The sequence below is a fragment of the Bradyrhizobium sp. SZCCHNS2022 genome, from assembly GCF_032377575.1.
Classification (GTDB): Bacteria; Pseudomonadota; Alphaproteobacteria; order Rhizobiales; family Xanthobacteraceae; genus Bradyrhizobium; species Bradyrhizobium aeschynomenes.
Window position 1 is genome coordinate 4,828,407 of record NZ_JAUHHZ010000001.1, and the last position, 23,428, is coordinate 4,851,834.

General features: G+C 65.7%; 20 protein-coding genes. 9 read left to right on the forward strand and 11 right to left on the reverse strand.

The genetic code is table 11. The features are described from left to right. Window positions 1-109: 109 nt before the first annotated feature. The 10 genes from QXZ94_RS21655 to QXZ94_RS21700 all read right to left on the reverse strand — a co-directional run bounded on the left by QXZ94_RS21655 (window position 110) and on the right by QXZ94_RS21700 (window position 12,714). The gene (locus QXZ94_RS21655) at window positions 110-742 is read right to left on the reverse strand and encodes a glutathione S-transferase family protein (RefSeq protein WP_315722129.1); all 633 of its coding nucleotides are present in this window, start codon (window positions 740-742) and stop codon (window positions 110-112) included. 60 nt (window positions 743-802) lie between these two features. Then, complete coding sequence (locus QXZ94_RS21660; protein ID WP_315726429.1) at window positions 803-1,396, reverse strand: GNAT family N-acetyltransferase; 594 nt, start codon at window positions 1,394-1,396, stop codon at window positions 803-805. A 99-nt stretch (window positions 1,397-1,495) separates the two neighbouring features. Next, entirely contained in the window at window positions 1,496-1,978 is a 483-nt protein-coding gene (locus QXZ94_RS21665; RefSeq protein ID WP_315722130.1) for a hypothetical protein, read from the reverse strand. 68 nt (window positions 1,979-2,046) lie between these two features. Next, window positions 2,047-3,549 carry a glycerol kinase GlpK gene (gene glpK / locus QXZ94_RS21670; RefSeq protein WP_315722131.1) on the reverse strand — a complete coding sequence of 501 codons (1,503 nt, stop codon included), beginning with the start codon at window positions 3,547-3,549 and terminating at the stop codon, window positions 2,047-2,049. Between the two features lie 291 nt (window positions 3,550-3,840). After that, window positions 3,841-4,614 carry an SDR family oxidoreductase gene (locus QXZ94_RS21675; protein WP_315722132.1) on the reverse strand — a complete coding sequence of 258 codons (774 nt, stop codon included), beginning with the start codon at window positions 4,612-4,614 and terminating at the stop codon, window positions 3,841-3,843. Between the two features lie 205 nt (window positions 4,615-4,819). Then, the gene (gene pimD / locus QXZ94_RS21680) at window positions 4,820-5,962 is read right to left on the reverse strand and encodes a pimeloyl-CoA dehydrogenase small subunit (RefSeq protein WP_315722133.1); all 1,143 of its coding nucleotides are present in this window, start codon (window positions 5,960-5,962) and stop codon (window positions 4,820-4,822) included. A 187-nt stretch (window positions 5,963-6,149) separates the two neighbouring features. Further along, window positions 6,150-7,340 carry a pimeloyl-CoA dehydrogenase large subunit gene (gene pimC, locus QXZ94_RS21685; RefSeq protein ID WP_315722134.1) on the reverse strand — a complete coding sequence of 397 codons (1,191 nt, stop codon included), beginning with the start codon at window positions 7,338-7,340 and terminating at the stop codon, window positions 6,150-6,152. Window positions 7,341-7,567: 227 nt separating this feature from the next. Further along, the gene (locus QXZ94_RS21690) at window positions 7,568-8,755 is read right to left on the reverse strand and encodes an acetyl-CoA C-acyltransferase (RefSeq protein ID WP_315722135.1); all 1,188 of its coding nucleotides are present in this window, start codon (window positions 8,753-8,755) and stop codon (window positions 7,568-7,570) included. A gap of 19 nt (window positions 8,756-8,774) precedes the next feature. Then, window positions 8,775-10,439 carry a dicarboxylate--CoA ligase PimA gene (gene pimA, locus QXZ94_RS21695; protein ID WP_315722136.1) on the reverse strand — a complete coding sequence of 555 codons (1,665 nt, stop codon included), beginning with the start codon at window positions 10,437-10,439 and terminating at the stop codon, window positions 8,775-8,777. A 181-nt stretch (window positions 10,440-10,620) separates the two neighbouring features. Next, entirely contained in the window at window positions 10,621-12,714 is a 2,094-nt protein-coding gene (locus QXZ94_RS21700; RefSeq protein WP_315722137.1) for a 3-hydroxyacyl-CoA dehydrogenase NAD-binding domain-containing protein, read from the reverse strand. Window positions 12,715-12,926: 212 nt separating this feature from the next. Here QXZ94_RS21700 and QXZ94_RS21705 point away from each other — a divergent pair, with 212 nt between their 5' ends. The 9 genes from QXZ94_RS21705 (at window position 12,927) to QXZ94_RS21745 (ending at window position 22,889) form a co-directional block, all read left to right on the forward strand. Then, entirely contained in the window at window positions 12,927-13,823 is an 897-nt protein-coding gene (locus QXZ94_RS21705; RefSeq protein WP_172183469.1) for an IclR family transcriptional regulator, read from the forward strand. A 66-nt stretch (window positions 13,824-13,889) separates the two neighbouring features. After that, on the forward strand, window positions 13,890-14,687 hold the full coding sequence (locus QXZ94_RS21710) for an ABC transporter ATP-binding protein (RefSeq protein ID WP_315722138.1): 798 nt from the start codon (window positions 13,890-13,892) through the stop codon (window positions 14,685-14,687). Next, window positions 14,684-15,397 carry an ABC transporter ATP-binding protein gene (locus tag QXZ94_RS21715; protein ID WP_315722139.1) on the forward strand — a complete coding sequence of 238 codons (714 nt, stop codon included), beginning with the start codon at window positions 14,684-14,686 and terminating at the stop codon, window positions 15,395-15,397. The genes QXZ94_RS21710 and QXZ94_RS21715 overlap by 4 nt, the downstream gene beginning before the upstream one ends. A gap of 13 nt (window positions 15,398-15,410) precedes the next feature. Then, the gene (locus tag QXZ94_RS21720) at window positions 15,411-16,289 is read left to right on the forward strand and encodes a branched-chain amino acid ABC transporter permease (protein WP_172111499.1); all 879 of its coding nucleotides are present in this window, start codon (window positions 15,411-15,413) and stop codon (window positions 16,287-16,289) included. 2 nt (window positions 16,290-16,291) lie between these two features. Then, window positions 16,292-17,308 carry a branched-chain amino acid ABC transporter permease gene (locus QXZ94_RS21725; RefSeq protein WP_315722140.1) on the forward strand — a complete coding sequence of 339 codons (1,017 nt, stop codon included), beginning with the start codon at window positions 16,292-16,294 and terminating at the stop codon, window positions 17,306-17,308. 10 nt (window positions 17,309-17,318) lie between these two features. Continuing rightward, window positions 17,319-18,542, forward strand: coding sequence for an ABC transporter substrate-binding protein (locus QXZ94_RS21730; protein ID WP_315722141.1), 1,224 nt, complete (start codon window positions 17,319-17,321; stop codon window positions 18,540-18,542). 339 nt (window positions 18,543-18,881) lie between these two features. After that, window positions 18,882-20,105, forward strand: coding sequence for an ABC transporter substrate-binding protein (locus tag QXZ94_RS21735; protein WP_172111502.1), 1,224 nt, complete (start codon window positions 18,882-18,884; stop codon window positions 20,103-20,105). Window positions 20,106-20,356: 251 nt separating this feature from the next. Then, window positions 20,357-21,580: an ABC transporter substrate-binding protein gene (locus tag QXZ94_RS21740; protein ID WP_315722142.1), complete on the forward strand. Its 1,224-nt coding sequence runs from the start codon at window positions 20,357-20,359 to the stop codon at window positions 21,578-21,580. Window positions 21,581-21,608: 28 nt separating this feature from the next. Further along, window positions 21,609-22,889 (forward strand): glycerate kinase, encoded by a 1,281-nt coding sequence (locus QXZ94_RS21745; protein ID WP_315722143.1) that lies wholly within the window; start codon window positions 21,609-21,611, stop codon window positions 22,887-22,889. A gap of 13 nt (window positions 22,890-22,902) precedes the next feature. Here the strand turns inward: QXZ94_RS21745 and QXZ94_RS21750 are convergent, their stop codons facing one another. After that, entirely contained in the window at window positions 22,903-23,409 is a 507-nt protein-coding gene (locus tag QXZ94_RS21750; RefSeq protein ID WP_315722144.1) for a MarR family winged helix-turn-helix transcriptional regulator, read from the reverse strand. Window positions 23,410-23,428: the final 19 nt, after the last annotated feature.

The following is a 23,428-nucleotide window of genomic DNA, read 5'->3' on the forward strand; positions in this document are numbered from 1 at the left end:
TGGACAGGTCACGCGAGGATGCGGGGCATGCCCCAGCTCTCTAGCCGATAGGGTAAGCCGCCCGGCGAGGCAAGCCCGAGCGACCGGCCGACTGCTGCCATCGGACGCCTCAATCGCCGCTCGGCGGGGCCAGCGGCTGGACGATCTCCTGGAACGGCGGCAGCGCCTCGCAGCGGGCAGCGTGGGCGGCGAGCGCCGGATGGCGTGCCGCGTCGAACAGCTGCGGATGGGCTTCGCGCGTGAAGCGCAGCACGCAGGCGACGGCGATGTCGGCGTGGCCGATCCGTTCGCCATGCCAATAATCCGTCGTGACGGCCGCGCGCTCGGCCTCGAGCATCGCCAGCACGCCGGAGATCTGGGCCTCGCAGCGCGCGACCCACAGCGCCAGGCGGTCCTTGCGCAGCACGCGCTCGTAGATCAGGCTGACGGCCTTGTCGCCCAGTCCGGTGGCGAGCGCGATCGTATGCAGCTGCTTGCGGCGCAGCGCGCCGCCGCGCGCGAGCATGGCGCGGTCGGGGCCCACGGTCTCGTCGAGATGATCGAGAATCGCCGCTGAATCGATCAGCGCCTCGCCGTCGTCGCGCACCAGCACCGGGACGCGCAGCAGCGGATTATACGGCGCGATCTTGTCGGCGTCGCCGAAGGTCGACCACGGCCTGTGCTCGAACGGAATGCCGTAGAGCTTCAGCGCGATCGCCGTGCGGCGGACGAAGGGCGAGTCGTATTGGCCGATCAGGAACATGGGGAATCCTCCGATGCGCTGCATTGAAGCGTCAATCGGATGCGTTGTCAGCCGGCAAGTTCAGTCGATCAGCGGCACATGCGCGGCGACATCGCGCGGCAGGATGCCGTCGAGCCGCGGGTCGGGAGCGATCTCGACCTGCCGCCGATAGGGGCGAAAGCCGGAGCGCTGGTAGAACGCCAGCGCGCGCGGATGGTCGAAGCTGCAGGTGTGAACCCACAGCCGGCCGAGCGGCCGCGCCCAGGCGCGGCGCAGCGCGTGGTTCATCAGCAGCCGGCCGGCGCCGGTGCCGATCAGCTTCGCGGTGACCCCGAACAGCACCAGCTCGCACTCGTTCTTCCTGCGGAAGTCGAGCTCCAGCAGGGCCTCGTCGCCGCCGTCATGGGCGAGCGTGGTGATCTCGACGCCATCGGGGCGAATGCTTGCCGCAAGCTCGGCGTCATTCATCCGCAGGCGCTGCGACCACAGCCATTCACGGCCGACGCGCGTGTAGAGGTCGCGGTACCAATCCAGGCCCGGCTGCGCGACCCGGCGAATGGTCCAGTCGCCGACCGGGTCGGGCGGCAACACCGGCGCCGCCAACATCTCGAGCGAGGTGACGACGGCGGCGATCTTGCCGGGCGGGACGTCGAAAGTGCCGTCCGGAATGGCCATGATGAGTCCCATCTGTTTGTGCCTTCCGCACATGCGCTTGCCGGAAGTGCGGTGGAGGAGCGTGAGGTGTGCCGATTCTGAGAATGTCAGAACTTTTCGTCAAAGACAGGGGTTCATGACCGGCTCGCGCGGGTTCGCGAGGAGCTTCTTCACCGAGGCCCGGAGTTGCTCGGGAGCAATGCTGCGGAAGCGCTCAAGATCAGAACTTCGGCAGTGAATTTGGAGTCCTCGTCGCTGCCCTTGCGCGATATCCGCCGAAGCAGCGCGGCGCTTGAACTCGTCCAGCATCGCTCGTGTCGGTTTCAAGGAGGAATTCGCCAGGATGAAGTCGTCTATGGCGACGACCGCCTCGTCGATTGCATCGTCGGTCGATCGCCGAGGCAGCTCACACATCGCCGTTTGGGCCTGGACGGAAAGATAAATTGACCAGACGCATAAGACTGCGCCGTCGCCACTCTTGTCGACTTCGAACTGCCTTGGCCCAAGCACCATTTTCTCCTCACCGCGCGACGGCGCGGTGGGGAGAAGAAATCCGGCCAGGACAACGAGCATGTGAAAGGGCGAGAGAACGGGACGCGGCATCGAGACCTCCATCCAGCCGGTGACGCCGATACAAGCCCGCGCATCACAGCATGGTTTCTTGACGCCCCCTACTCGCCTTCGTCGCTCGCCAGCACGCCCTTCACGGCGCGGGCCCAGCCGGCGAGCTTGCGCTGGCGGGTCGCGGCGCTCATCGCCGGCTTGAAGCGGTGCTCGAGCCGCCAGTTGTCGGCGAACTTCTCCGGCTCGGGATACACGCCGGCGTGGAGGCCGGCGAGATAGGCGGCCCCTAACGCCGTCGTCTCCTGGATCATCGGACGGTCGACCGGCGCGTCGAGCAGGTCGGCGAGGCGCTGCATGGTCCAGTCCGACGCCGTCATGCCGCCGTCGACACGCAGCACGATCGTCGCCGCCGACGCATCCGGCCAGTCGGCGCGCATTGCCGCCCACAAATCGTAGGTCTGGTAGCAGACGCTCTCGAGCGTGGCATGCGCGAGCTCGGCGGGCCCGGTGTTGCGGGTCAGGCCGAACAGCGCGCCGCGGACGCGCGGATTCCAATAGGGCGCGCCCAGGCCGACGAAGGCCGGCACCAGATAGACCGACTGCATCGAGTCGGACTTGTCGGCGAGCGGGCCGGTCTCCGCGGCGTGCCTGATGATGCCGAGGCCGTCGCGCAGCCACTGCACCGCCGAGCCGGCCACGAAGATCGAGCCTTCGAGCGCATAGGTGCGCTCACCGTTCAACTGATAGGCGATGGTGGTCAGCAGCTTGTTGTTCGACTTCACCGGGGTGGCGCCGGTGTTGAGCAGCGCGAAGCAGCCGGTGCCGTAGGTCGACTTCATCATGCCCGGCGTGAAGCAGGCCTGGCCGATGGTCGCGGCCTGCTGGTCGCCGGCGATGCCTGCGACCTTGATCGGGCCGCCGAACAAATCGGGCATGGTGGTGCCGAAATCGGCCGAGGAGTCCTTGACCTCGGGCAGCATCGAGCGCGGCACGCGCAACAGCTCGAGCAGCGCATCGTCCCACACGCCGCCGTGGATGTTGAACAGCAGCGTGCGCGAGGCATTGGTGGCGTCGGTCGCATGCACCTTGCCGCCGGTGAGCCGCCACAGCAGGTAACAGTCGACGGTGCCGAACAGCAGCTCGCCGCGCTCGGCGCGCTCGCGCGCGCCCGGCACGTGGTCGAGAATCCAGGCCACCTTGGTGCCGGAGAAATAGGGGTCGATGATCAGGCCGGTCCTGGCGCTGACGGCCGGTTCGTGGCCTTCTGCTTTAAGTCGCGCGCAGATGTCGGCGGTGCGGCGGTCCTGCCAGACGATGGCGCGGTGGACGGCCTGGCCGGTGGCGCGGTCCCACACCACGGTGGTCTCGCGCTGGTTGGTGATGCCGATCGCGGCGATGTCCCCGGCCGTCAGCCCCGCCTTCTCCAGCGCGTCGCGGCAGGTCATCACGGTCGAGGTCCAGATGTCCTCCGGCTCGTGCTCGACCCAGCCCGACGCCGGGAAATGCTGCGGGAATTCCTGCTGCGCCACGGCGGCGATCGAGATGTCTGAGCGGAACACCATCGCGCGCGAGGACGTGGTGCCCTGATCGATGGCCAGCACGAAGGACATGGGGTTTCTTCCCGGGCAGTTGACGACGTTGGGCCGACAAGCAAGCGGATCATGGGCACGAGGTCAAGGTGGAGCCGCACATGCGGTGTTCACCCTCCCCTGGAGGGGGAGGGTCGGGTCGCATGAAGCGCAGCGGAATGCGAGACGGGGTGGGGTGAAGCCGCAAGCGCAGGTGCTTGTGGAGAGATCACCCCACCCCGCCTCACGTCTCGCTTCGCTCGGCGCGAGGCGACCCTCCCCCTCCAGGGGAGGGTGAACACCACATCAGCGCCGCCGCTTAGGCACGAGAGGCTACACCGCTGCCGTCGTCACGCCGCCATCCACCACGATGGTCTGGCCCGTCATGAAGGTTGACGCATCCGAGGCCAGGTAGGCCACGGCGCCGGCGATCTCGTGCGGCTCGCCGATCCGGCGTAGCGGTGTCGTCGCGCAGCGCTGCTTGAGGCGAGCTTCGTCCTCCCACAGCGCGCGGGCGAAATCGGTCTTGACCAGGCCCGGCGCGACGCAATTGACGCGCACGCCTTGCGGACCCCATTCGCCGGCGAGGCTGCGGCACAGCGAAAAGTCGGCCGCCTTGGAGATGCCATAGGCGCCGATCACGGTCGAGCCGCGCAGGCCGCCGATCGAGGAGACGATGATGACCGAGCCCTTCCCTCGCGCAGCCATGGGCGGAATCGCCTTGGCGCAGAGCCAGAGGTTGCTCTTCACGTTGGAGGCCATGATCTTGTCGAAGGCCTCGTCGGTGATGTCGAGCAACGGGCCGTAATACGGGTTGACCGCGGCGTTGCAGACGAGGATGTCGACCTGGCCGTAATGCTTGACGGCGCCGTCGATCAGCGCGTCGACCTCAGGCCGGCGCGAGATGTTGCAGGGGATGACATGCGCGTCGCCGCCATGGGCGCGGATGCCGCTCGCGACATCCTCGCAGGCGTCCGCCTTGCGGCTGGAGATCACGACCTTGGCGCCGAGCTGCGCCAGCAGCTCCGCCGACGCCCGGCCGATGCCGCGACTGGAGCCGGTGACGACAGCGACCTGGCCGGCGAGGTTGAAGGGGTTGGGGGTCATTTGTCGCTCCTCCGCGGCATCCTCACACTCCGCCGTCATCGCCTGGCTCGACCGGGCGATCCAGTACGCTGCGGCGGCTTTGATTGAGCCACGACGCCGGCGAATACTGGATGCCCCGCTTTCGCGGGGCGTGGCGGTTATTATAACAACATCGAGATTCCGGGTTCACGCGCATGCGCGCGTGCCCCGGAATGACGTCGTGGGGTCAGATCAGCCCACCCGCCTCGCTGACGCGGCGCATGTGGTGGTCGGTGTCGCCGAAGGTCAGCTCGATCATCGACAGGCGCTTGAAGTAGTGGCCGATCTTGGCCTCCATCGTCATGCCGATGCCGCCGTGGAGCTGGATCGCCTGCTGGCCGACGAACTTGGCCGACTTGCCGATCTGCACCTTGGCCGCCGCGATCGAGGTGGCGCGCTCCTTGGCATCGTCGAACTCGGCGGCCATCGTGGCGAACATCGACATCGAGCGGGCCTGCTCCAGCGCCACGAACATGTCGGACGCCCGGTGCTGCAGCGACTGGAACGAGCCGATCGCGACGCCGAACTGCTTGCGGGTCTTGATGTACTCGACCGTGGTCTTGAGCGACTCGTCCATCAGGCCGACGGCTTCCGCGCACAGCGCGATGCGGGCCTCGTCGACGACGCGCTCGATCAGCGGCAGGGCGTTGGCCGGATCGCCGATGACGGCGTCAGCACCGACCTCGACACCGGTGAAGGTGATGTCGGCGGCATGCAGGCCGTCCTGGGTCGGATAGCCCTTGCGGGTGACGCCCTTGGCGTCGGCCGGCACGATGAACACGCCGATGCCCGACTTGTCGCGCTGGCCGCCGGAGGTGCGCGCGGTCACGATCAAGGTGTCGGCGTTCTCGCCGTTGAGCACGACGAACTTCTCACCGTCGACGACCCAGCCGTCGCCCTTCTTCTTGGCGGAGGTGGCGACGTCGAACAGGTCGTAGCGCGACTGCTTCTCGAGCTGGGCGAACGCGAACGTCTTGCTGCCGTCGATGATTCCCGGCAGATGCGCCGCCTTCTGCGCCGCCGAGCCGCCATGGCGAAGGAAGCCGCCCGACAGCACCACGGTCGCGAGATACGGCTCGAGCACCAGCGCCCGGCCCATCGCCTCCATCACGATCATGGTCTCGACGCCGCCGGCGCCGAAACCGCCGTCTTCTTCCGAGAACGGCAGACCGAGCAGGCCCTGCTCGGCGAGCTTGGACCAGATCGCCTGGCTCCAGCCGCCCTTCTCCTTCATGTACAGCTTGCGCTTGTCGAAATCATAGGCATCCGCCAGCAGGCCGTCGATGCTGTCCTTGAGGAGACGCTGCTCCTCGGTGAGATCAAAATCCATGTGAGTTGCTCTCTCGAAACGCGTGCGTTTGTTGTCGGCGCCGTTGTCGCCATTCATTCCCCTGTCATCCCCGCGAAAGCGGGGATCCAGTACGCCGCGGCGGTTGTGATTTGCCACGACTGCCGCGGCGTACTGGGTCCCCCGCCTCCGCGGGGGACGACAGTTGTGTGTGTCGAACCACCTCGGCTCAGAGCCCCAGCACCGCCTTGGCGATGATGTTGCGCTGGATCTCGTTGGAGCCGCCGTAGATCGAGACCTTGCGGTTGTTGAAGTAGCTCGGCGCGATCTGGGCGGTCCAATCCATGGTCTCGTTGCTGTCGTCGTCGCCATGGACATCATAGGGCGCGGCGAACGGGCCGATCACCTCCATCAGCAGCTCGGTGGTGGTCTGCTGGATCTCGGAGCCCTTGATCTTCAGCACCGAGGAGGCCGGGTTGGGCTTGCCCTTGCCGTGCTTGCCCTCGTCGGCGACGACGCGCAGCTGCGTCAGCTCCAGCGCCTTCAGCTCGACCTCGCAGGCGGTGAGCTTCTCGCGGAACGACGGGTCTTCCAGCACCGGGCGGCCGCCCGCCTCGATCTTGGCGGCGAGCTCCTTGATGCGGCGGATGCGCTCCTTGGAGACGCCGACGCGGGCGATGCCGGTGCGCTCATTGCCGAGCAGGAATTTCGCGTAGTCCCAGCCCTTGTTCTCCTCGCCGATCAGGTTCTCGATGGGCACCTCGACGTCGTCGAAGAACACCTCATTGACCTCGTGGCCGCCGTCGATGGTCTGGATCGGCCGCACCGTGACGCCCTTCGACTTCATGCTGAAGACGATGAAGGAGATGCCCATCTGCTTCTTGGCGGAGGGATCGGTGCGGCACAGGCAGAAGATCATGTCGGCGTGCTGGGCAAGCGTGGTCCAGGTCTTCTGGCCGTTGATGATCCACTTGTCGCCGCGGCGCTCGGCCTTGGTCTTCAGCGAGGCGAGGTCTGAGCCCGAGCCCGGCTCGGAGAAGCCCTGGCACCACCAATCGTCGACATTGGCGATGCGCGGCAGGTACTTCTTCTTCTGCTCCTCATTGCCGAAGGTGTAGATGACCGGGCCGACCATGCTGACGCCGAAGGCGAGCGGCTGCGGCGCCGGATAGGCCTGCAGCTCCTCGTTGAAGATGTAGTGCTGCACCGAGCTCCAGCCGGTGCCGCCATATTCCGTCGGCCAATGCGAGACGCCCCAGCCCTTCTTGTTGAGGATGCGCCACCAGGTCACCATCTCGTCCTTCGACAGATGCCGGCCCTCGATCATCTTCCGGCGCGTCTCCGCGGGCACGTTGTCCCTGAAGAACTGCCGCACGTCCTCGCGGAACGCCTGCTCTTCCTTCGTGAATGCAAGATCCATTGGATCCTCCCGTTAGTATCTCGATCGTTCGTTTCGTCGTCCCGGCGAAAGCCGGGACCCATAACCACCGGCTGTCGTTGGGAGCACAGGCATCTGCCACCGTGCCTCAAGCGACATCACGCGGTATGGGTCCCGGATCTGCGCCCGCAAGCGCGTTGCGCTTGCGGGCTTGTCCGGGACGACACCTGTTTGAAATGCCGCGCGAGGTTCGCGCGGCATTTCAAGTATTATTGCAACACCTCGAACAGGCCGGCGGCGCCCATGCCGCCGCCGACGCACATGGTGACGACGGCGTACTTGGCCTTGCGGCGGCGGCCTTCGATCAGCGCGTGGCCGGTGAGGCGCGCGCCCGACATGCCGTAGGGATGGCCGACCGAGATCGCGCCGCCATTGACGTTGATCTTGTCGGGGTCGATGCCCAGCTTGTCGCGGCAGTACAGCACCTGCACCGCAAACGCCTCGTTGAGCTCCCACAGGCCGATGTCGTCGACCGTGAGGCCATGGCGCTTGAGCAGGCGCGGCACCGCGAACACCGGGCCGATGCCCATCTCGTCCGGCTCGCAGCCATGCGCGACGAAGCCGCGGAAGATGCCGAGCGGCTGCAGGCCGCGCTTGGCGGCGGTGGCGTCGCTCATGATCACGCAGGCCGAGGCGCCGTCTGACAACTGGCTGGCATTGCCGGCGGTGATCGAGAAGCCGTCGCCGCGCACGGCCTTGAGGCCGGCAAGACCTTCGGCCGTCGTCTCGGGACGCGGACCCTCGTCCTGCGACAGGGTGATGTCCTTGAACGAGATGTTGCCGGTCGCCTTGTCGGTCACCGCCATCTTGGTCGAGATCGGCGCCAGCTCGTCGTTGAACTTGCCGCCCTGCTGCGCGGCAGCGGTCCGGCGCTGGCTTTCGAGCGCATATTCGTCCTGGCGCTCGCGCGAGATGCCGTAGCGCTTGGCGACGATTTCGGCGGTGTCGATCATCGGCATGTAGACGTCGCCCTTGATCTCGAGCAGCGCCGGGTCCGTCGCCTGGAACGCGTTCATCTTGTCGTTCTGGACCAGCGAGATCGACTCGCCGCCGCCGCCGACCGCGATCTCGACGCCGTCAAAGATCACCGAACGCGCCGCGAGCGCGATCGCCTGCAGGCCCGAGGCGCATTGGCGGTCGATGGTGGTGCCGCCGACCGACACCGGCAGGCCGGCGCGCAAGAGCGCCTTGCGCGCGATGTTGCCGCCGGTCGAGCCCTGCTGCAGGGCCGCGCCCATCACGACGTCCTCGACCTCGGCCGGATCGACCTTGGCGCGCTTGACGGCCTCGCCGATGGCGTGGCCGAGCAGCGTGGCGCCGCCGGTGGCGTTGAGCGCGCCGCGATAGGCCTTGCCGATCGGCGTGCGGGCGGTGGAAACGATGACGGCATCGGTCATGGGCGACCTCCTGTTGTTGTTAGTGGTGTTGGCTGTGAGATGTGGATGATTGCTGCTGGCGCAATTCGTGGCGCGACAATTTACCGACCGGCGTGCGCGGCAGTTCGTCGACGAACTCGACCGCCGCCGGCAGTTCGTGCTTGCCGAGCTTGCCGGTGAGGAAGGTGCGGAGCTCCTCGACCGGGAACGGCGCGAAGCCGTCGCGCAGCTTGATGAACGCCTTGGCCGCCTCGCCGCGATAGGCATCGGGAATGCCGATCACGATCACCTCCTGAACGGCAGGATGGGTGTAGATCGCCTGCTCGATCATCTGCGGATAGACGTTGAAGCCGCCGGAGATGATCATGTCCTTCTTGCGGTCGACCAGGAAGTAGAAGCCGTCGGCATCGACATAGCCGATGTCGCCGGTGAGGAAGTGATCGCCGACGAAGGATTGTGCCGATTCTTCCGGCCGGTTCCAATAGCCCCTGGTGACGTTCGGCCCCTTGACGCGGATTTCGCCGACCTCGTTGATGCCGAGCACCCTCGAGGGATCTTCCAGCGACACCACGTCCATCTCGATGCCGGGCAGCGCGATACCGATCGAGCCCGGCTTCTCCGGCCCCTCCTTGGGATGGCTGGTGCCGGGCGAGCAGGTCTCGGTCATGCCCCAGCCGCTCTTCAGCTTCATGCCGACGCGGCGCTCCAGGATGCGTGCGACCTCGACGGGCAGCGGCGCGCCGCCCGAGCCGACGCTGGTGAGCGACGACAGATCGCGCTTGTCGAGATCGGGCAGGTTGGCGATCGCGATCCACATCGTCGGCACGCCCGGGAAATAGGTCGCGCGCTTGACCTCGATGTCGCGCATCACGGCCTCGAGATCGAAGCGCTGATGCAGCGAGACCAGGCTGCCGATGCGCAGCGCGGTCAGCAGCACGACGGTCAGTGCGTAGATGTGGAACAGCGGCAGCACGCAGATGACACGGTCGCCGCCGTCATGCTGGGTCCGCGTGGCGCGGCTCCAGATCTCGATGATCGAGACGGCGGAGGTGAGATTGCCGTGCGTCAGCATCGCGCCCTTGGGCAGGCCGGTGGTGCCGCCGGTGTATTGCAGGAGCGCGATGTCGTCGGGCGAAATTGCAGGCCACGCTGCGGGGGGCACGGCGCCTTCGACGAACGCGCGATGCGTGATCACCGCCGGATGATCCGGCAGCGCCGTCTGTGGCGTGCCGGCCTTGCCCCAATGATCATCCTCGCAGACGATCAGACGGTCGAGCAGCCCCTTCGCCAAAAACTTCAGCGCCATCGGCAGCAGCGCCGACAGGTTCGACGTCACCAGGATGCGCGCGCCGGAGTCGCTGAGCTTGTGCGACAGCGCGATCTCGCCGTCGAGCGGCGACAGATGCACGACACGGGCGCCGGCCTTGAGCGCGCCGAAGAAATTGATCGGATGGTCCGGCGAGTTGCCGAGGAACAGCGCGATCGAGGCCCCCTTGCCGAAACCGGCGCGCAGGAACGCGGCGGCGGCCTGGTCAACGTGGCCGGCGAGCTGATTGAAACTGATCGGACGATCGCGGAATTCCAGCGCATGGCGATCGCCGAAGTCGCTCACGGACTTCGCCAGCAGATCCGGCAAGGTGCCGCGCGCGATCGGCGCGTCCCAGCGGACGCCTTCGGGATAGAACTGTTCGCCGGGATGGGTCATGCAAGCTCAACTTCCGTTGGCGTAAGATAGCCCCGCTGCTTCCGTTCCCTCCCCCCTTGTGGGGGAGGGTCAGGGAGGGGGGGCGCCCCGGGGGAGACTGCCTGTGTGGACCCCCACCCCCGACCCCTCCCCGCAAGGGGGAGGGGAGTCGAGCCGTACGCGGAGCTACAGCGTGGCCGCTTCAAGCGGCCTTACCCTGAGCCAGCGAAGCGAAGGTCTTGCCTTCATCCGCGAGCCGCTTCAGCAGCGGGGCCGGCTCCAGCGACGGGTCGTTGGTCTCCTTCGCGTAGAACGCCAGCCGCTCGGCGATGTGCTTCAGGCCGACGCTGTCGGCCCAGTACATCGGGCCGCCGCGATAGATCGGCCAGCCATAGCCATACAGCCAGACCACGTCGATGTCGGACGGCCGCGCGGCGATGCCCTCGGCGAGGATCTTCGCGCCCTCGTTGATCATCGGATACATCATGCGCTCGAGGATCTCCTCGTCGCTGACGGCGCGGCGCTTGAGGCCGAGCTTGGCGAGGGTCTCGTCGATCAGCTTCTCGACGTCCGGATCCGGCAGCGGCGCACGCGAGCCGGCTTCGTATTTGTAGTAGCCCTTACCGGTCTTCTGGCCGAAGCGGCCGGCTTCGCACAGCGCATCCGCGATCTCGCTCTTGATGCCCCTGTCCTTGCGCGAGCGCCAGCCGATGTCGAGGCCGGCGAGATCGCCCATCGCGAACGGGCCCATCGGCATGCCGAACTTGGTGACGACGGCATCGACCTGCTGCGGCAGCGCGCCTTCGAACAGCAGCTTCTCGGCCTGCTTGCCGCGCTGCGCCAGCATGCGGTTGCCGACGAAGCCGTCGCAGACGCCGACCACGGCCGGCACCTTGGCGATCTTGCGCGCGATCGACACCGCCGTGACGAGCGCGTCCGGCGCGGTCTTGTCGGCGCGCACGATCTCGCACAGCTTCATGACGTTGGCCGGCGAGAAGAAGTGCATGCCGAGCACGTCCTGCGGACGGCTGGTCTCGGCGGCGATGGCGTCGATGTTCAGATAAGAGGTGTTGGAGGCCAGCACCGCGCCCGGCTTGGCGTACTGATCGAGCTTGCCGAACACTTCCTTCTTCACCGCCATGGTCTCGAACACGGCCTCGATCACGAGGTCGGCGTCCTTGACGTTCTCCAGGCCGACCTTGCCGTCGATCAGCGCCATGCGCTTGGCCGGCGCATCCGCCGGGATGCCGCCGCGCGCGGCGGTGGCCTCCCAGTTCTTCTGCATGATGCCCATGCCGCGCTTGAGCTGCTCCTCGGCGGTCTCGATCAAGGTGACCGGAATACCGGCATTGGCGAACGACATCGCGATGCCGCCGCCCATGGTGCCGGCGCCGATGATGGCGACGCGCTCGACCTTGCGGCCCTTGGTGCCCTCGGGCACGCCGGCAATCTTGGCCGCCTCGCGCTCGGCGAAGAACGCATAGCGCTGCGCCTTCGACTGGTCGCTGGCAACGAGCTTGAGGAATCCTTCGCGCTCGCGCTTGAGGCCTTCGTCGAACGGCAGATCGATCGCGTAGCCGACCGCATCGGCCGCCGCGAACGGCGCTTCAAGTCCGCGCGACTTCTTGGTGATCGCGGCCACCGCATTGGTGAAGATCGAACGATCGGCCTTGGCTGCGGCGATCTTCGAATCGTCATCCCGCAGCTTGCGCAGCGGACGGTTCTCCGCCACCACCTTGCGCGCAAAATCGACACCGCCGGACGCCGGCCCCTCGACGATCTCCTCGATCAGTCCCGACTTGAGCGCCTCCGCAGCGCCGATCGGGTCGCCGCCGACGATCATCTTGACCGCGAGCTCCGGACCGACCGCACGCGGCAGGCGTTGCGTGCCGCCGGCGCCCGGCAGCAGGCCGAGCTTGACCTCGGGCAGGCCGAGCTTCGAGTCCTTGGTGGCGACACGGTAATGACAGGCCAGCGCCACTTCGAGGCCACCACCGAGCGCGGTGCCATGGATCGCCGCGATCACCGGCTTGGGGCTGTTCTCGATCGTGCTCAGCACGTCGTTGAGCGCTGGCGGCTTCGGCGGCTTGCCGAACTCGGTGATATCGGCTCCGGCGATGAAGGTCCGCCCGCCGCAGGTCAGCACGATCGCCTTGATTGCGGGGTCGTCGATCGCCGCCTTGACGTTGTCCAGGATGCCGCCGCGGACTGCGGCACTCAGCGCATTGACCGGCGGACTGTCGATGGTGACGATGCCGATAATGTCTTGGCGATCAAGCTTTGCCACTTCGCTCACGCTAGGCTCCTTGGGATGTCGTTTCTTTGCGGCCGGTTAACGCCCCGACCCATTCTTCGCTCTTCATTTGCGCAGAGTATCAGCCTTGCTTGCGTCTACCCGCTGCCGAACGTCAATTCCGCAGTGCGAAATCTAATTCCACATCTTGACAGCCAGGGTTATTTTGAAGCACGAGCGTTGTCAACGAGGCTCATCAATCAACAGCCGATGACATGAAACGCCCAGGGAAGAAAGCTGCGACCGATCGCAACTTCGTCGTTGCGTTGTCGCGCGGCCTCGAAGTGCTCAGGGCTTTCAGGCCCAATGACGGCCTGCTGGGCAACCAGGAGATCGCCGCGCGCACCAACCTGCCCAAGCCGACCGTGTCGCGCCTGACATACACGCTGACCAAGCTCGGCTACCTCACTCCCGTTCCCCGCTTCGAGAAATATCAGCTCGCACCGTCCGCGCTGCTGCTCGGCTATGCCGCGCTCGCCAATCTCGGCGTGCGGCAGCTGTCGGAGCCGTTCCGCGAGCAGCTGATGCGCGAAACCGGCGGCGCGGTGGCGATCGGCGGCCGCGACCGGCTCAGCATGATCTATATCGGCCAGAGCCGGCACGGCGTGGTCAATGTCGAGCTCGATGTCGGCTCGCGCATTCCGATTGCGACCACCGCGATGGGCCGGGCATACCTCTGGGCCCTGCCCGAGGAGGAACGCACGGTCCTGATGCGCGAGATGCGCGAGCATTACGGCAACCGCTGGCCCAGGATTCGCGACGGCATCGAGCGCGCCGGTGAAACCGTCGCCAGGCACGGCTTCACGATCTCGGCCGGCGAGTGGCAGGACGACGTCCACGCCGTCGGCGTTGCGCTCAGGCTCAACGATGGAACAGGTCCCTACGCGATCAATTGCGGCGCGCCTGCATTCCGCTTCACGGAAGAGCGTCTGCTGACCGACATTGGACCTCGTCTCGTCGCGATGGTAAGGAAAATCGAAGCAGCGCTTGGCGGACTCGCTCCGCAAACTAATCAGACGAATACTCAGACGAGCCAATCGTCTCACAAAGAACCCAATAAAAAGCCGAAGCCAGGAGGAAAAGTTGCCCGTGTTGCCGAGGGTATCAGATAGCCTGCATCATCGCGGTCGGCTGGCGCCGCGTCCGTCCCTGAATGATTTCGGGAGGGGCGAGACGAGATGACGCAGGCACAACTCGCCCAGACTGACGCCCCGCTGCTCGCGGTTCGCGACGTCAGCGTCGTGTTCGGCGGCATCGTCGCGCTGAACGGCGTGTCGTTCGACATGCAGAAGGGCCAGATCCTCGGCCTCATCGGCCCGAACGGCGCCGGCAAGACCACGCTGTTCAACTGCCTCAGCCGGCTCTATCAGCCGAGCTCGGGCGACATCCTGATGGAAGGCCACAGCATCCTGAAGCGGCCGCCGCACCGCATCGCCGAGATCGGCATCGGCCGCACGTTCCAGAACGTCGCGCTGTTTCCCAATCTGTCGGTGCTCGACAACGTTCGCGTCGGCACGCATGCGCGCACCTCCAGCGACATCATCTCGGATTCGCTGCGGCTGGCCTGGATCCGGCGCAGCGAGACCTCGGTGAACACCAAGGTTCACGAGATCCTCGCCTATCTCAATCTCGAGGAGGTCGCGCACAAGACCGTGTCCGGCCTGCCGTTCGGCACGCAGAAGCGCGTCGAGCTGGCGCGCGCGCTCGCCGCCGATCCGAAGATCCTGCTGCTCGACGAGCCCGCCGGCGGCCTCAATCACGAGGAAGTCTATGTGCTCGGTGACCTGATCCGCCGCATCCGCGACGATCGTCACGTCACCGTGCTGCTGGTCGAGCATCACATGGGTCTCGTGATGTCGATCGCAGACCATGTCGTGGCGCTGAACTTCGGCCGCAAGCTCGCCGAGGGCACGCCGGCCCAGGTGCAGGCCGATCCCGACGTCATCAAGGCCTATCTCGGGAGCAAGGATCAATGACGGCGCTTCTCAACGTCAAGGACCTGCGCGCCTATTACGGCCAGGTCCAGGCCCTGCACGGCCTCTCCTTCTCGCTCAACGAGGGCTCGCTGACGACGCTGCTCGGCGCCAACGGCGCCGGCAAGACCACCACCTTGCGTGCGATCTGCAACATGGTGCGCTCGACCGGCGCGATCGAGTTCGAGGGCAAGCCGCTCAATAACAGATCCACCGAGAGCATCGTCCGCTTCGGCATCGCGCATGTGCCGCAGGGCCGCGGCACCTTCACCAACATGACGGTGGAGGAGAACCTGCAGCTCGGCGCCATCACCCGCGGCGACAAGGCGGCCATCGTCGCCGACATCGAGCGGATGTATTCCTACTTCCCGAAGCTCAAGGAGCGTCACACCCAGCAGGCCGGCACGCTGTCCGGCGGCGAGCAGCAGATGCTGGCTGTGGCCCGCGCCCTGATGCTGCGTCCGCGGCTGATGCTGCTCGACGAGCCGTCGTTCGGCCTGGCGCCGCTGGTGGTCCGCGATCTCTTCGGCATTCTCGGCAAGATCAATCGCGACGAGAAGGTGTCAATCCTCGTCGTCGAGCAGAACGCGCAGCTCGCGCTGGAGCTCGCCGACCAGGCCTATGTGATCGAGACCGGACGAATCGTCATGTCGGGCGCGGCCGCAGACATCGCGAACGACGAAAACGTCCGCAAATCATATCTGGGCTACTAACGGAGGCGGGACGATGGAACTCTTCACCAACCAGGTCCTGGCCGGCATTGCGACGGGCGCGATCTACGCCTGCATGGCGCTCGCCGTCGTGATGATCTACCAGGCCATCGACCATCTCAACTTCGCGCAAGGCGAGATGGCGATGTTCTCCACCTTCATCTCGTGGCAGCTGATGCAATGGGGCCTGCCCTATTGGGTCGCCTTCGTGGTGACGCTGGCCTTCTCCTTCGCCGGCGGCATCGCCATCGAGCGCGTGCTGTTCAAGCCGCTGACCAAGGCGCCGATCCTGACCCAGGTCGCGGGCTTCATCGCGTTGTACTCGATCATCAACTCGTTTGCCGGACTGACCTGGGACTTCACCATCAAGCAATATCCGACGCCGTTCGGCTCCTCGCCCTTCCTCGGCAGCCAACTGATCTCGACGCACCAGGCGGGCATGATCGGCATCACTCTGCTGCTGCTGACCGGCCTGTACTTCTTCTTCCAGTACACGAGGGTCGGGCTCGCCATGCGCGCGGCGGCCGCGGTGCCCGAATCGGCCCGGCTGGTCGGCATCAACACGTCCTGGATGATCGCGCTCGGCTGGGGCATGGCGGCGGCAATCGGCTCGATCGCCGGCATGCTGATCGCACCCGTCGTGTTCCTCGAGCCCAACATGATGGGCGGCGTGCTGATCTACGGCTTCGCCGCAGCCGTGCTCGGCGGCCTCACCAGCCCGTTCGGCGCGGTGCTCGGCGGCTTCCTGGTCGGCATCTTCGAGAACCTCGCCGGCACCTACATCCCGCATGTGGGCAACGAGATGAAGCTGCCGATCGCACTGGCGCTGATCATCTCCGTCCTGGTCATCAAGCCCGCCGGCCTGTTCGGCCGCAACATCGTGAAGCGAGTCTGATCATGAGCGCAGTCGAGGAAATCGCGTCCCAGACGCCTGCGGTCCAGGCCGTGCCGAAGCGGGCCATGACACTGAATGCCGGAACGGCCTTCGTGATCGTGCTGCTGCTGCTGGTCGTGCCGCTGTTCGTCAAGAACTTCATCATCTTCCAGATGACGATGCTCCTGATCTACGGGCTTGCCGTGCTGGCGCTCAACATCCTGACCGGCGGATCCGGCCAGTTCTCGCTCGGCAACAGCGCGTTCTACGCCATCGGCGCCTATACGTCGGCGATCCTGATGGAGCAGTACAACGTCAACTACGCGCTGACCCTGCCGGTCGCGGGCGTGATCTGCTTCGGCGCCGGCTTCCTGTTCGGCCAGCCGGCGCTGCGGCTGTCGGGCGTCTATCTGGCGCTCGCCACCTTCGCGCTCGCCACTGCCATGCCGCAGATCCTCAAGCTCGGCTTCTTCGAGCACTGGACCGGCGGCGTGCAGGGCCTGGTCGTCACCAAGCCGGACGCGCCGTTCGGGCTGCCGATGTCGCAGGACATGTGGCTGTACTACTTCACGCTGGCGATCACGATCGCGATCTACGTGTTCTCGGTGAACCTGTTGCGCTCGCGCTCCGGCCGGGCCTTCATGGCGATCCGCGACAACGAGATCGCAGCCTCCGCCATGGGCATCGACGTCGCCACCTACAAGACGCTGGCGTTCGGCGTCAGCGCCGGCATCACCGGCGTCGCCGGCGGTCTCGGCGCGATCGCGGTGCAGTTCGTGGCGCCGGACAGCTATACGATCACGCTGGCGATCTCGCTGTTCCTCGGGATGGTGGTCGGCGGCGTCGGCTGGCTGCCCGGCTCGTTCGTCGGCTCCGCCTTCATCATCTTCGTTCCCAACATCGCCGAAGGGATCTCCAAGGGCCTGTCCGGCGCGGTGTTCGGCGTGCTGCTGTTCCTCGTCATCTTCCTCGTGCCGCACGGGTCGCGGCAGGTGGCGATGGTGGCCCAGCAGCTGCTCGGCAAACTCAGAAAGAACTAAGGAGGAAATCTTGCAGGTCGTACAACAACTACGAATCGCCGCGCTCGCCACGGCGGTCATCGCCCTCTCCTCGGGCGGAGCACTGGCCCAGAAGAAATACGACACCGGCGCATCGGATACGGAGATCAAGATCGGCAACATCATGCCCTATAGCGGCCCTGCGTCCGCTTACGGCGTGATCGGCAAGACCGAGGAAGCCTATTTCAAGAAGATCAACGCCGAGGGCGGCATCAACGGCCGCAAGATCACCTTCGTGACCTATGACGACGCCTACTCGCCGCCCAAGGCCGTCGAGCAGGTGCGCAAGCTGGTCGAGAGCGACGAGGTGCTGTTCGTCTTCAACCCGCTCGGCACGCCCTCGAACTCGGCGATTCAGAAATATCTCAACGGCAAGAAGATTCCCCAGCTGTTCGTCGCCACCGGCGCCACCAAGTGGAACGATCCGAAGAACTTCCCGTGGACCATGGGCTGGCAGCCGAGCTACCAGAGCGAGGGCCGCATCTATGCGAAGTACCTCCTCAAGGACAAGCCGGGCGCCAAGATCGGCGTGCTGTTCCAGAACGACGATTTCGGCAAGGACTATCTCAAGGGGCTGAAGGACGGCCTCGGCGACAAGGCCGCGTCGATGATCGTGCTGGAGGAGAGCTATGAGACCTCCGAGCCCTCGATCGACGGCCACATCGTCAAGCTGAAGGCCTCCGGCGCCGACACCTTCTTCAGCGTCACGACGCCGAAGTTTGCGGCGCAGGCGATCAAGAAGCTCGCCGAGATCGACTGGCATCCGCTGCACATTGTCGTCAACGTCTCGGCTTCGGTCGGCAGCGTCATCAAGCCGGCCGGGTTCGAGAACTCGCAAGGAATCCTGTCCGCCGCCTACGCCAAGGACGCTGCTGACGCGCAGTGGGCGAACGATCCCGGCATGAAGAAGTTCACCGAGTTCCTCGCGCAGTACTATCCCGATGCCAACAAGCTCGACAGCTCGACCGTGTATGGCTACGGCGCGGCGCAGACCCTGGTGAAGGTGCTGCAGATGTGCGGCGACGACCTGACCCGCGCCAACGTGATGAAGCAGGCCGCGAGCCTGAAGGACTTCACGCCCGATACGTTGCTGCCGGGCGTGAAGATCAACACCTCGGCCACCGACTTCGCGCCCATCGAGCAGCTCCAGATGCAGCGCTTCAAGGGCGAGAAGTGGGAGCTGTTCGGCGAGGCGATCAGCGGCGCCATCGAGTAATCGCGCATCGCCGCAGAAAGCGGTGCCGATCTTCGACTGGCCCTCCGTGCTATCGGCACGGAGGGCCTTTTCATTGGCTGCGCCGTCATGGCCGCGAGCGGTGAGCCAGCACCGCCTTATTCATCTCAAGCTGTTCTTGCAAAGCACGCACCCGCTGAGATTGCGCCGCTCTCTCGCATGTGCACATGCATAAGGCCCCGCAACGTACCGCGAAAACACGGAGCGTGCCGTGATGTCGCAACCACGCCGCACCAGCTCTGCTATAGTTCCCGGACAATGAGAGCTTCCAACAAGGAAGCCGCAGCACGCCATCAACAAGGACACGGGAGAGAACGCACCATGATGATCACGCGAAGAGCCGCCCTCGCCTCTGCAGCCGCCATCGTCCTCGCTTCGAGCGGCGCAATCGCAGCCGACAAGAAGTACGACACCGGCGCCTCCGATACCGAGATCAAGATCGGCAACATCATGCCTTATAGCGGGCCGGCCTCGGCCTACGGCATCATCGGCAAGACAGAGGCGGCCTACTTCAAGAAGATCAACGCCGAAGGCGGCGTCAACGGCCGCAAGATCAACTTCATCTCCTATGACGACGCCTACTCGCCGCCGAAGACGGTCGAACAGGCGCGCAAGCTCGTCGAGAGCGATGAGGTGCTGTTCATCTTCAACTCGCTGGGCACGCCGCCGAACTCGGCGATCCAAAAGTACATGAACTCGAAGAAGGTCCCGCAGCTGTTCGTCGCCACCGGCGCCACCAAGTGGAACGACCCGAAGGACTTCCCGTGGACCATGGGCTGGCAGCCGAACTATCAGAGTGAATCGCGGATCTACGCCAAATACCTGCTGAAGGAGAAGCCGGACGCCAAGATCGCGGTGCTGTATCAGAATGACGATTACGGCAAGGACTATCTGAAGGGGCTGAAGGACGGGCTTGGCGCCAAGGCCGCGTCGATGATCGTCATGGAGGAGAGCTACGAGACGGCCGAGCCCTCGATCGACAGCCACATCGTCAAGCTCAAGTCCACCGGCGCCGACGTCTTCATGAACATCACCACGCCCAAGTTTGCGGCGCAGGCGATCAAGAAGATCAAGGAGATCGATTGGAAGGCACTGCACCTGCTCAACAACGTGTCCGCCTCGGTGGGCAGCGTGCTGAAGCCCGCAGGCTTCGAGAACTCGCAGGACATCATCTCGGCCGCCTATCTGAAGGACGTCTCCGATCCCCAGTGGAAGGACGATCCCGGGATGAAGCAGTTCCTCGACTTCATGGCCAAGGAGTTCCCGGAGGGTGACAAGCTCGACGGCGGTACCGTCGTCGGCTACGCCGTCGCGCAGACCCTCGTACAGGTTCTCAAGCAGTGCGGTGACGATCTGACCCGCGCCAACGTGATGAAGCAGGCAGCATCCTTGCGCAACTTCCGCACCGAGATGCTGCTGCCGGGAATTACGATCAACACCTCGGCGACCGATTTTGCGCCCGTCAGCCAACTGCAGCTGATGCGATTCAAGGGCGAGAAGTGGGAGCTGTTCGGCGACGTGATCTCGGCCGACGTCGGCGGCTGACGGTCCGACGAATTCGAACCGGATCTCCTGCGGCGTCACGCCGCAGGAGATCGCCTCCGCACAGCTCGATCGTCTTTGCCAAGCATTTCTTAAGCTAGGAGCTCAAAGGACGGCGGTCATGCATTCGCTGCAGTTACGTGTCGCGTGCTGCTGCGCTATTGGGACTCGTCTGGAGTGAAACGAGTCGCCCGTCTCACGGGCGGATCCAACAACAAAGCCAATCTCCAAGGCCGAGAAGGAACCCCATTGCGATGACCACCATCCTCACCCGCCGCACCGTGTCCGGCCTGCTCGGCCTCGCACTGGCCGGCGCCGCTGCCGGCAGCGCCTATGCCGACAAGAAATACGACACCGGCGCCAGCGACACCGAGATCAAGATCGGCAACATCGTGCCCTATAGCGGCCCGGCCTCGGCCTACGGCTCGGTCGGCAAGGCGATGACGGCCGTGTTCAAGAAGGTCAATGACGAGGGCGGCATCAACGGCCGCAAGATCAACTTCATCTCCTATGACGACGCCTATTCGCCGCCCAAGACCGTCGAGCAGGCGCGCAAGCTGGTCGAGAGCGACGAGGTGCTGTTCCTGTTCGGCGTGCTCGGCACCGCGCCCAATACGGCGATCCAGAAATATCTCAACGCCAAGAAGGTGCCGCAACTGTTCGTCGCGACGGGCGCGACCAAATGGAACGAGCCCAAGACCAATCCGTGGACCATGGGCTGGCTGCCGAGCTACCAGTCGGAGGCGAGGATCTACGCCAAATATCTCACCGCGCAGCAGCCGACCGGCAAGATCGCCGTGCTCTACCAGAACGACGACATGGGGAAGGACTATCTCAAGGGCCTCAAGGACGGCCTCGGCGATTCCTCCCGTCTGGTGCTGGAGGAGAGCTACGAGATCGCCGAGCCGACGGTGGAGTCGCACATCGTCAAGATGAAGTCGGCGAATCCCGACATCGTCGTGCTGTTCACGACGCCGAAGTCCGGCGCCCAGGCGATCAAGAAGCTCGGCGAGATGAGCTGGAAGCCGCTCACGATCATCTCCAACGTCAGCGCCTCGACGGCGGCCGTGATGCGCCCGGCCGGCGTCGAGAATTCGCAGGGCGTGATTTCCGCCGCCTACGCCAAGGATGCCTCCGATCCGCAATGGGCCAATGACCCAGGCCTCGGCGCGTTCCGCGAGCTGCTCGCCAAATATCTGCCGGAGATCAACCCCGTGGATTCGTCGGCGCTGACCGGCTACAACATCGCCACCACGATGGTCGAGGTGCTGAAGCGATGCGGCGACGAACTGACCCGCGCCAATGTCATGAAGCAGGCGGCAAGCCTGAAGCAGTTTGCGCAGGGCGGGCTGCTGCCCGGCGTCACGCTGACCACAGGTCCCGACGATTTTCAGCCGATCGAGCAGCTGCAGCTGATGCAGTTCAAGGGCGAGCGCTGGCAGCTGTTCGGCGAGGTGATGAGCGGCGAGCTGAAATAGGCTCCGTGCGGCACGCGGGCGGCGCCGCATGACCAGCCGCCGTCCGCTGTTGCGCGCGATCTTCGATGCCGCGGTCGCCGCGGCGCATCCCGACGTCGTGCTGCCGGCGTTCCTGCCGGCGGCTCCCAAGGGGCGCATCATTTGTCTTGCTGCGGGCAAGGGAGCGGCGGCGATGGCGGTCGCGGCCGAGCGGCATTATCTGGACACGCTCGGGTTCGATCCCGCGAAGCTGACCGGCATTGCAACCACTCGCCATGGCCATGGCGTGCCGACCCGCCGGGTGAAAGTCATTGAGGCCGGCCATCCGATGCCGGACGAGGCGGGTCTCAAGGCGGCGGACGATACGCTGCAATTGGCCGCGACTGCCGAGGCCGACGATCTGATGCTGGTGCTGATCTCCGGCGGCGGCTCGGCAAACTGGGTGGCACCTGCAAACGGCGTGAGCTTTGCGCAAAAACAGCAGCTGACCCGCGCCCTGCTGCGCTCGGGCGCGCCGATCGGCGAGATGAACATCGTCCGCAAGCATCTTTCGCGCATCAAGGGCGGTCGACTCGCCCGCGCCGGACAGAAGGCCGAGATCGTGACGCTCGCGATCTCCGATGTGCCGCATGACGATCCCTCGGCCATTGCCTCCGGCCCCACCGTGCCGGATCCGACCACGCTGGCCGACGCCCGCGCGATCGTTGCCAAATACAGACTTGAGGTTGACCCGGCGATCGCCCGGGCGCTCGAGGATGCCGCCAATGAGAGCTGCAAGCCCGGCGATCCCGCCTTTGCCCGCGCTTCTTTCGAGCTGATCGCGCGTCCTGCCAGCTCGCTCGAGGCGGCGGTCGCGGCCGTCAAGGCGGCGGGCTACGACGTGCTCGATCTCGGCGCCGATCTCGAGGGCGAGGCTCGCGAGGTGGCCGCCGATCATGCCAAGCTGGCGCGCGAGGCCCGCGCGCTCGGCCGCCGCATGGCGATCATCTCCGGCGGCGAGCTGACGGTGACCGTGCGCGGCCAGGGCCGCGGCGGGCCGAACCAGGAATATGCGCTCGCGCTCGCCGACCTGCTCCAGGACATGGACGGCGTCGCGGCGCTGGCCGGCGACACCGACGGCGCCGATGGCGGCGGCGGCAGCGCCTCCGACCCGGCGGGCGCGCTGGTCGACGCCGAGGTCATCGCGGCGATGCGGGCGCAGAACCTCGATCCGCAGGCCTTTCTCGCCAACAACGACGCCACTGCATTCTTCGCCGCCACCGGCGGCCTGCTGCAGACCGGACCGACGCTCACCAACGTCAACGACGTCCGAGTGATCCTGGTGGATTGAGGGCCCCGCGCCTTCAGAACTCCTCCGCGATCTTGGTCAGCATCGCCAGCAGCGCCTCGCGGCCATCAGGGCCGAGCAGCTCGTTCAGCCGCGCCTCGTGCTTCGAGACCACCAGCTTCTTGGCGCGCGCGAGCACGGCATGGCCCTTCTCGGTCAGCATCAGGATGTGAGAGCGTCGGTCATTGGCCGAGCGGACGCGGGTGCAGAGGTCGCGACTCTCCAGGCTGTCGAGCAGGGATACGAAGTTCGGCCGGAGGATGCCGAGCGTATTGGCGATCTCGGTCTGGTTGCGCCCGGGATTGGCATCGAGCAGCAGCAGCACGGAGAACTGGGCCGGCGTCAGCTGCAGCGGCGCGACGCAGTGCAGGAAGTCCTCGAAGACTTTCAGCTGCGCCCGTTTCAGCACATAGCCGAGCAGATCCGACAGCTCACCGAGCTGGACCGCTTGCGTCTCGTCGGCCGCTACGGCAGCTTCCTTGCGGCCTTCCTTCCTGCTGACGGGCTTGGCGCTATCGGCCATCACGGTCCGCCACATTCAT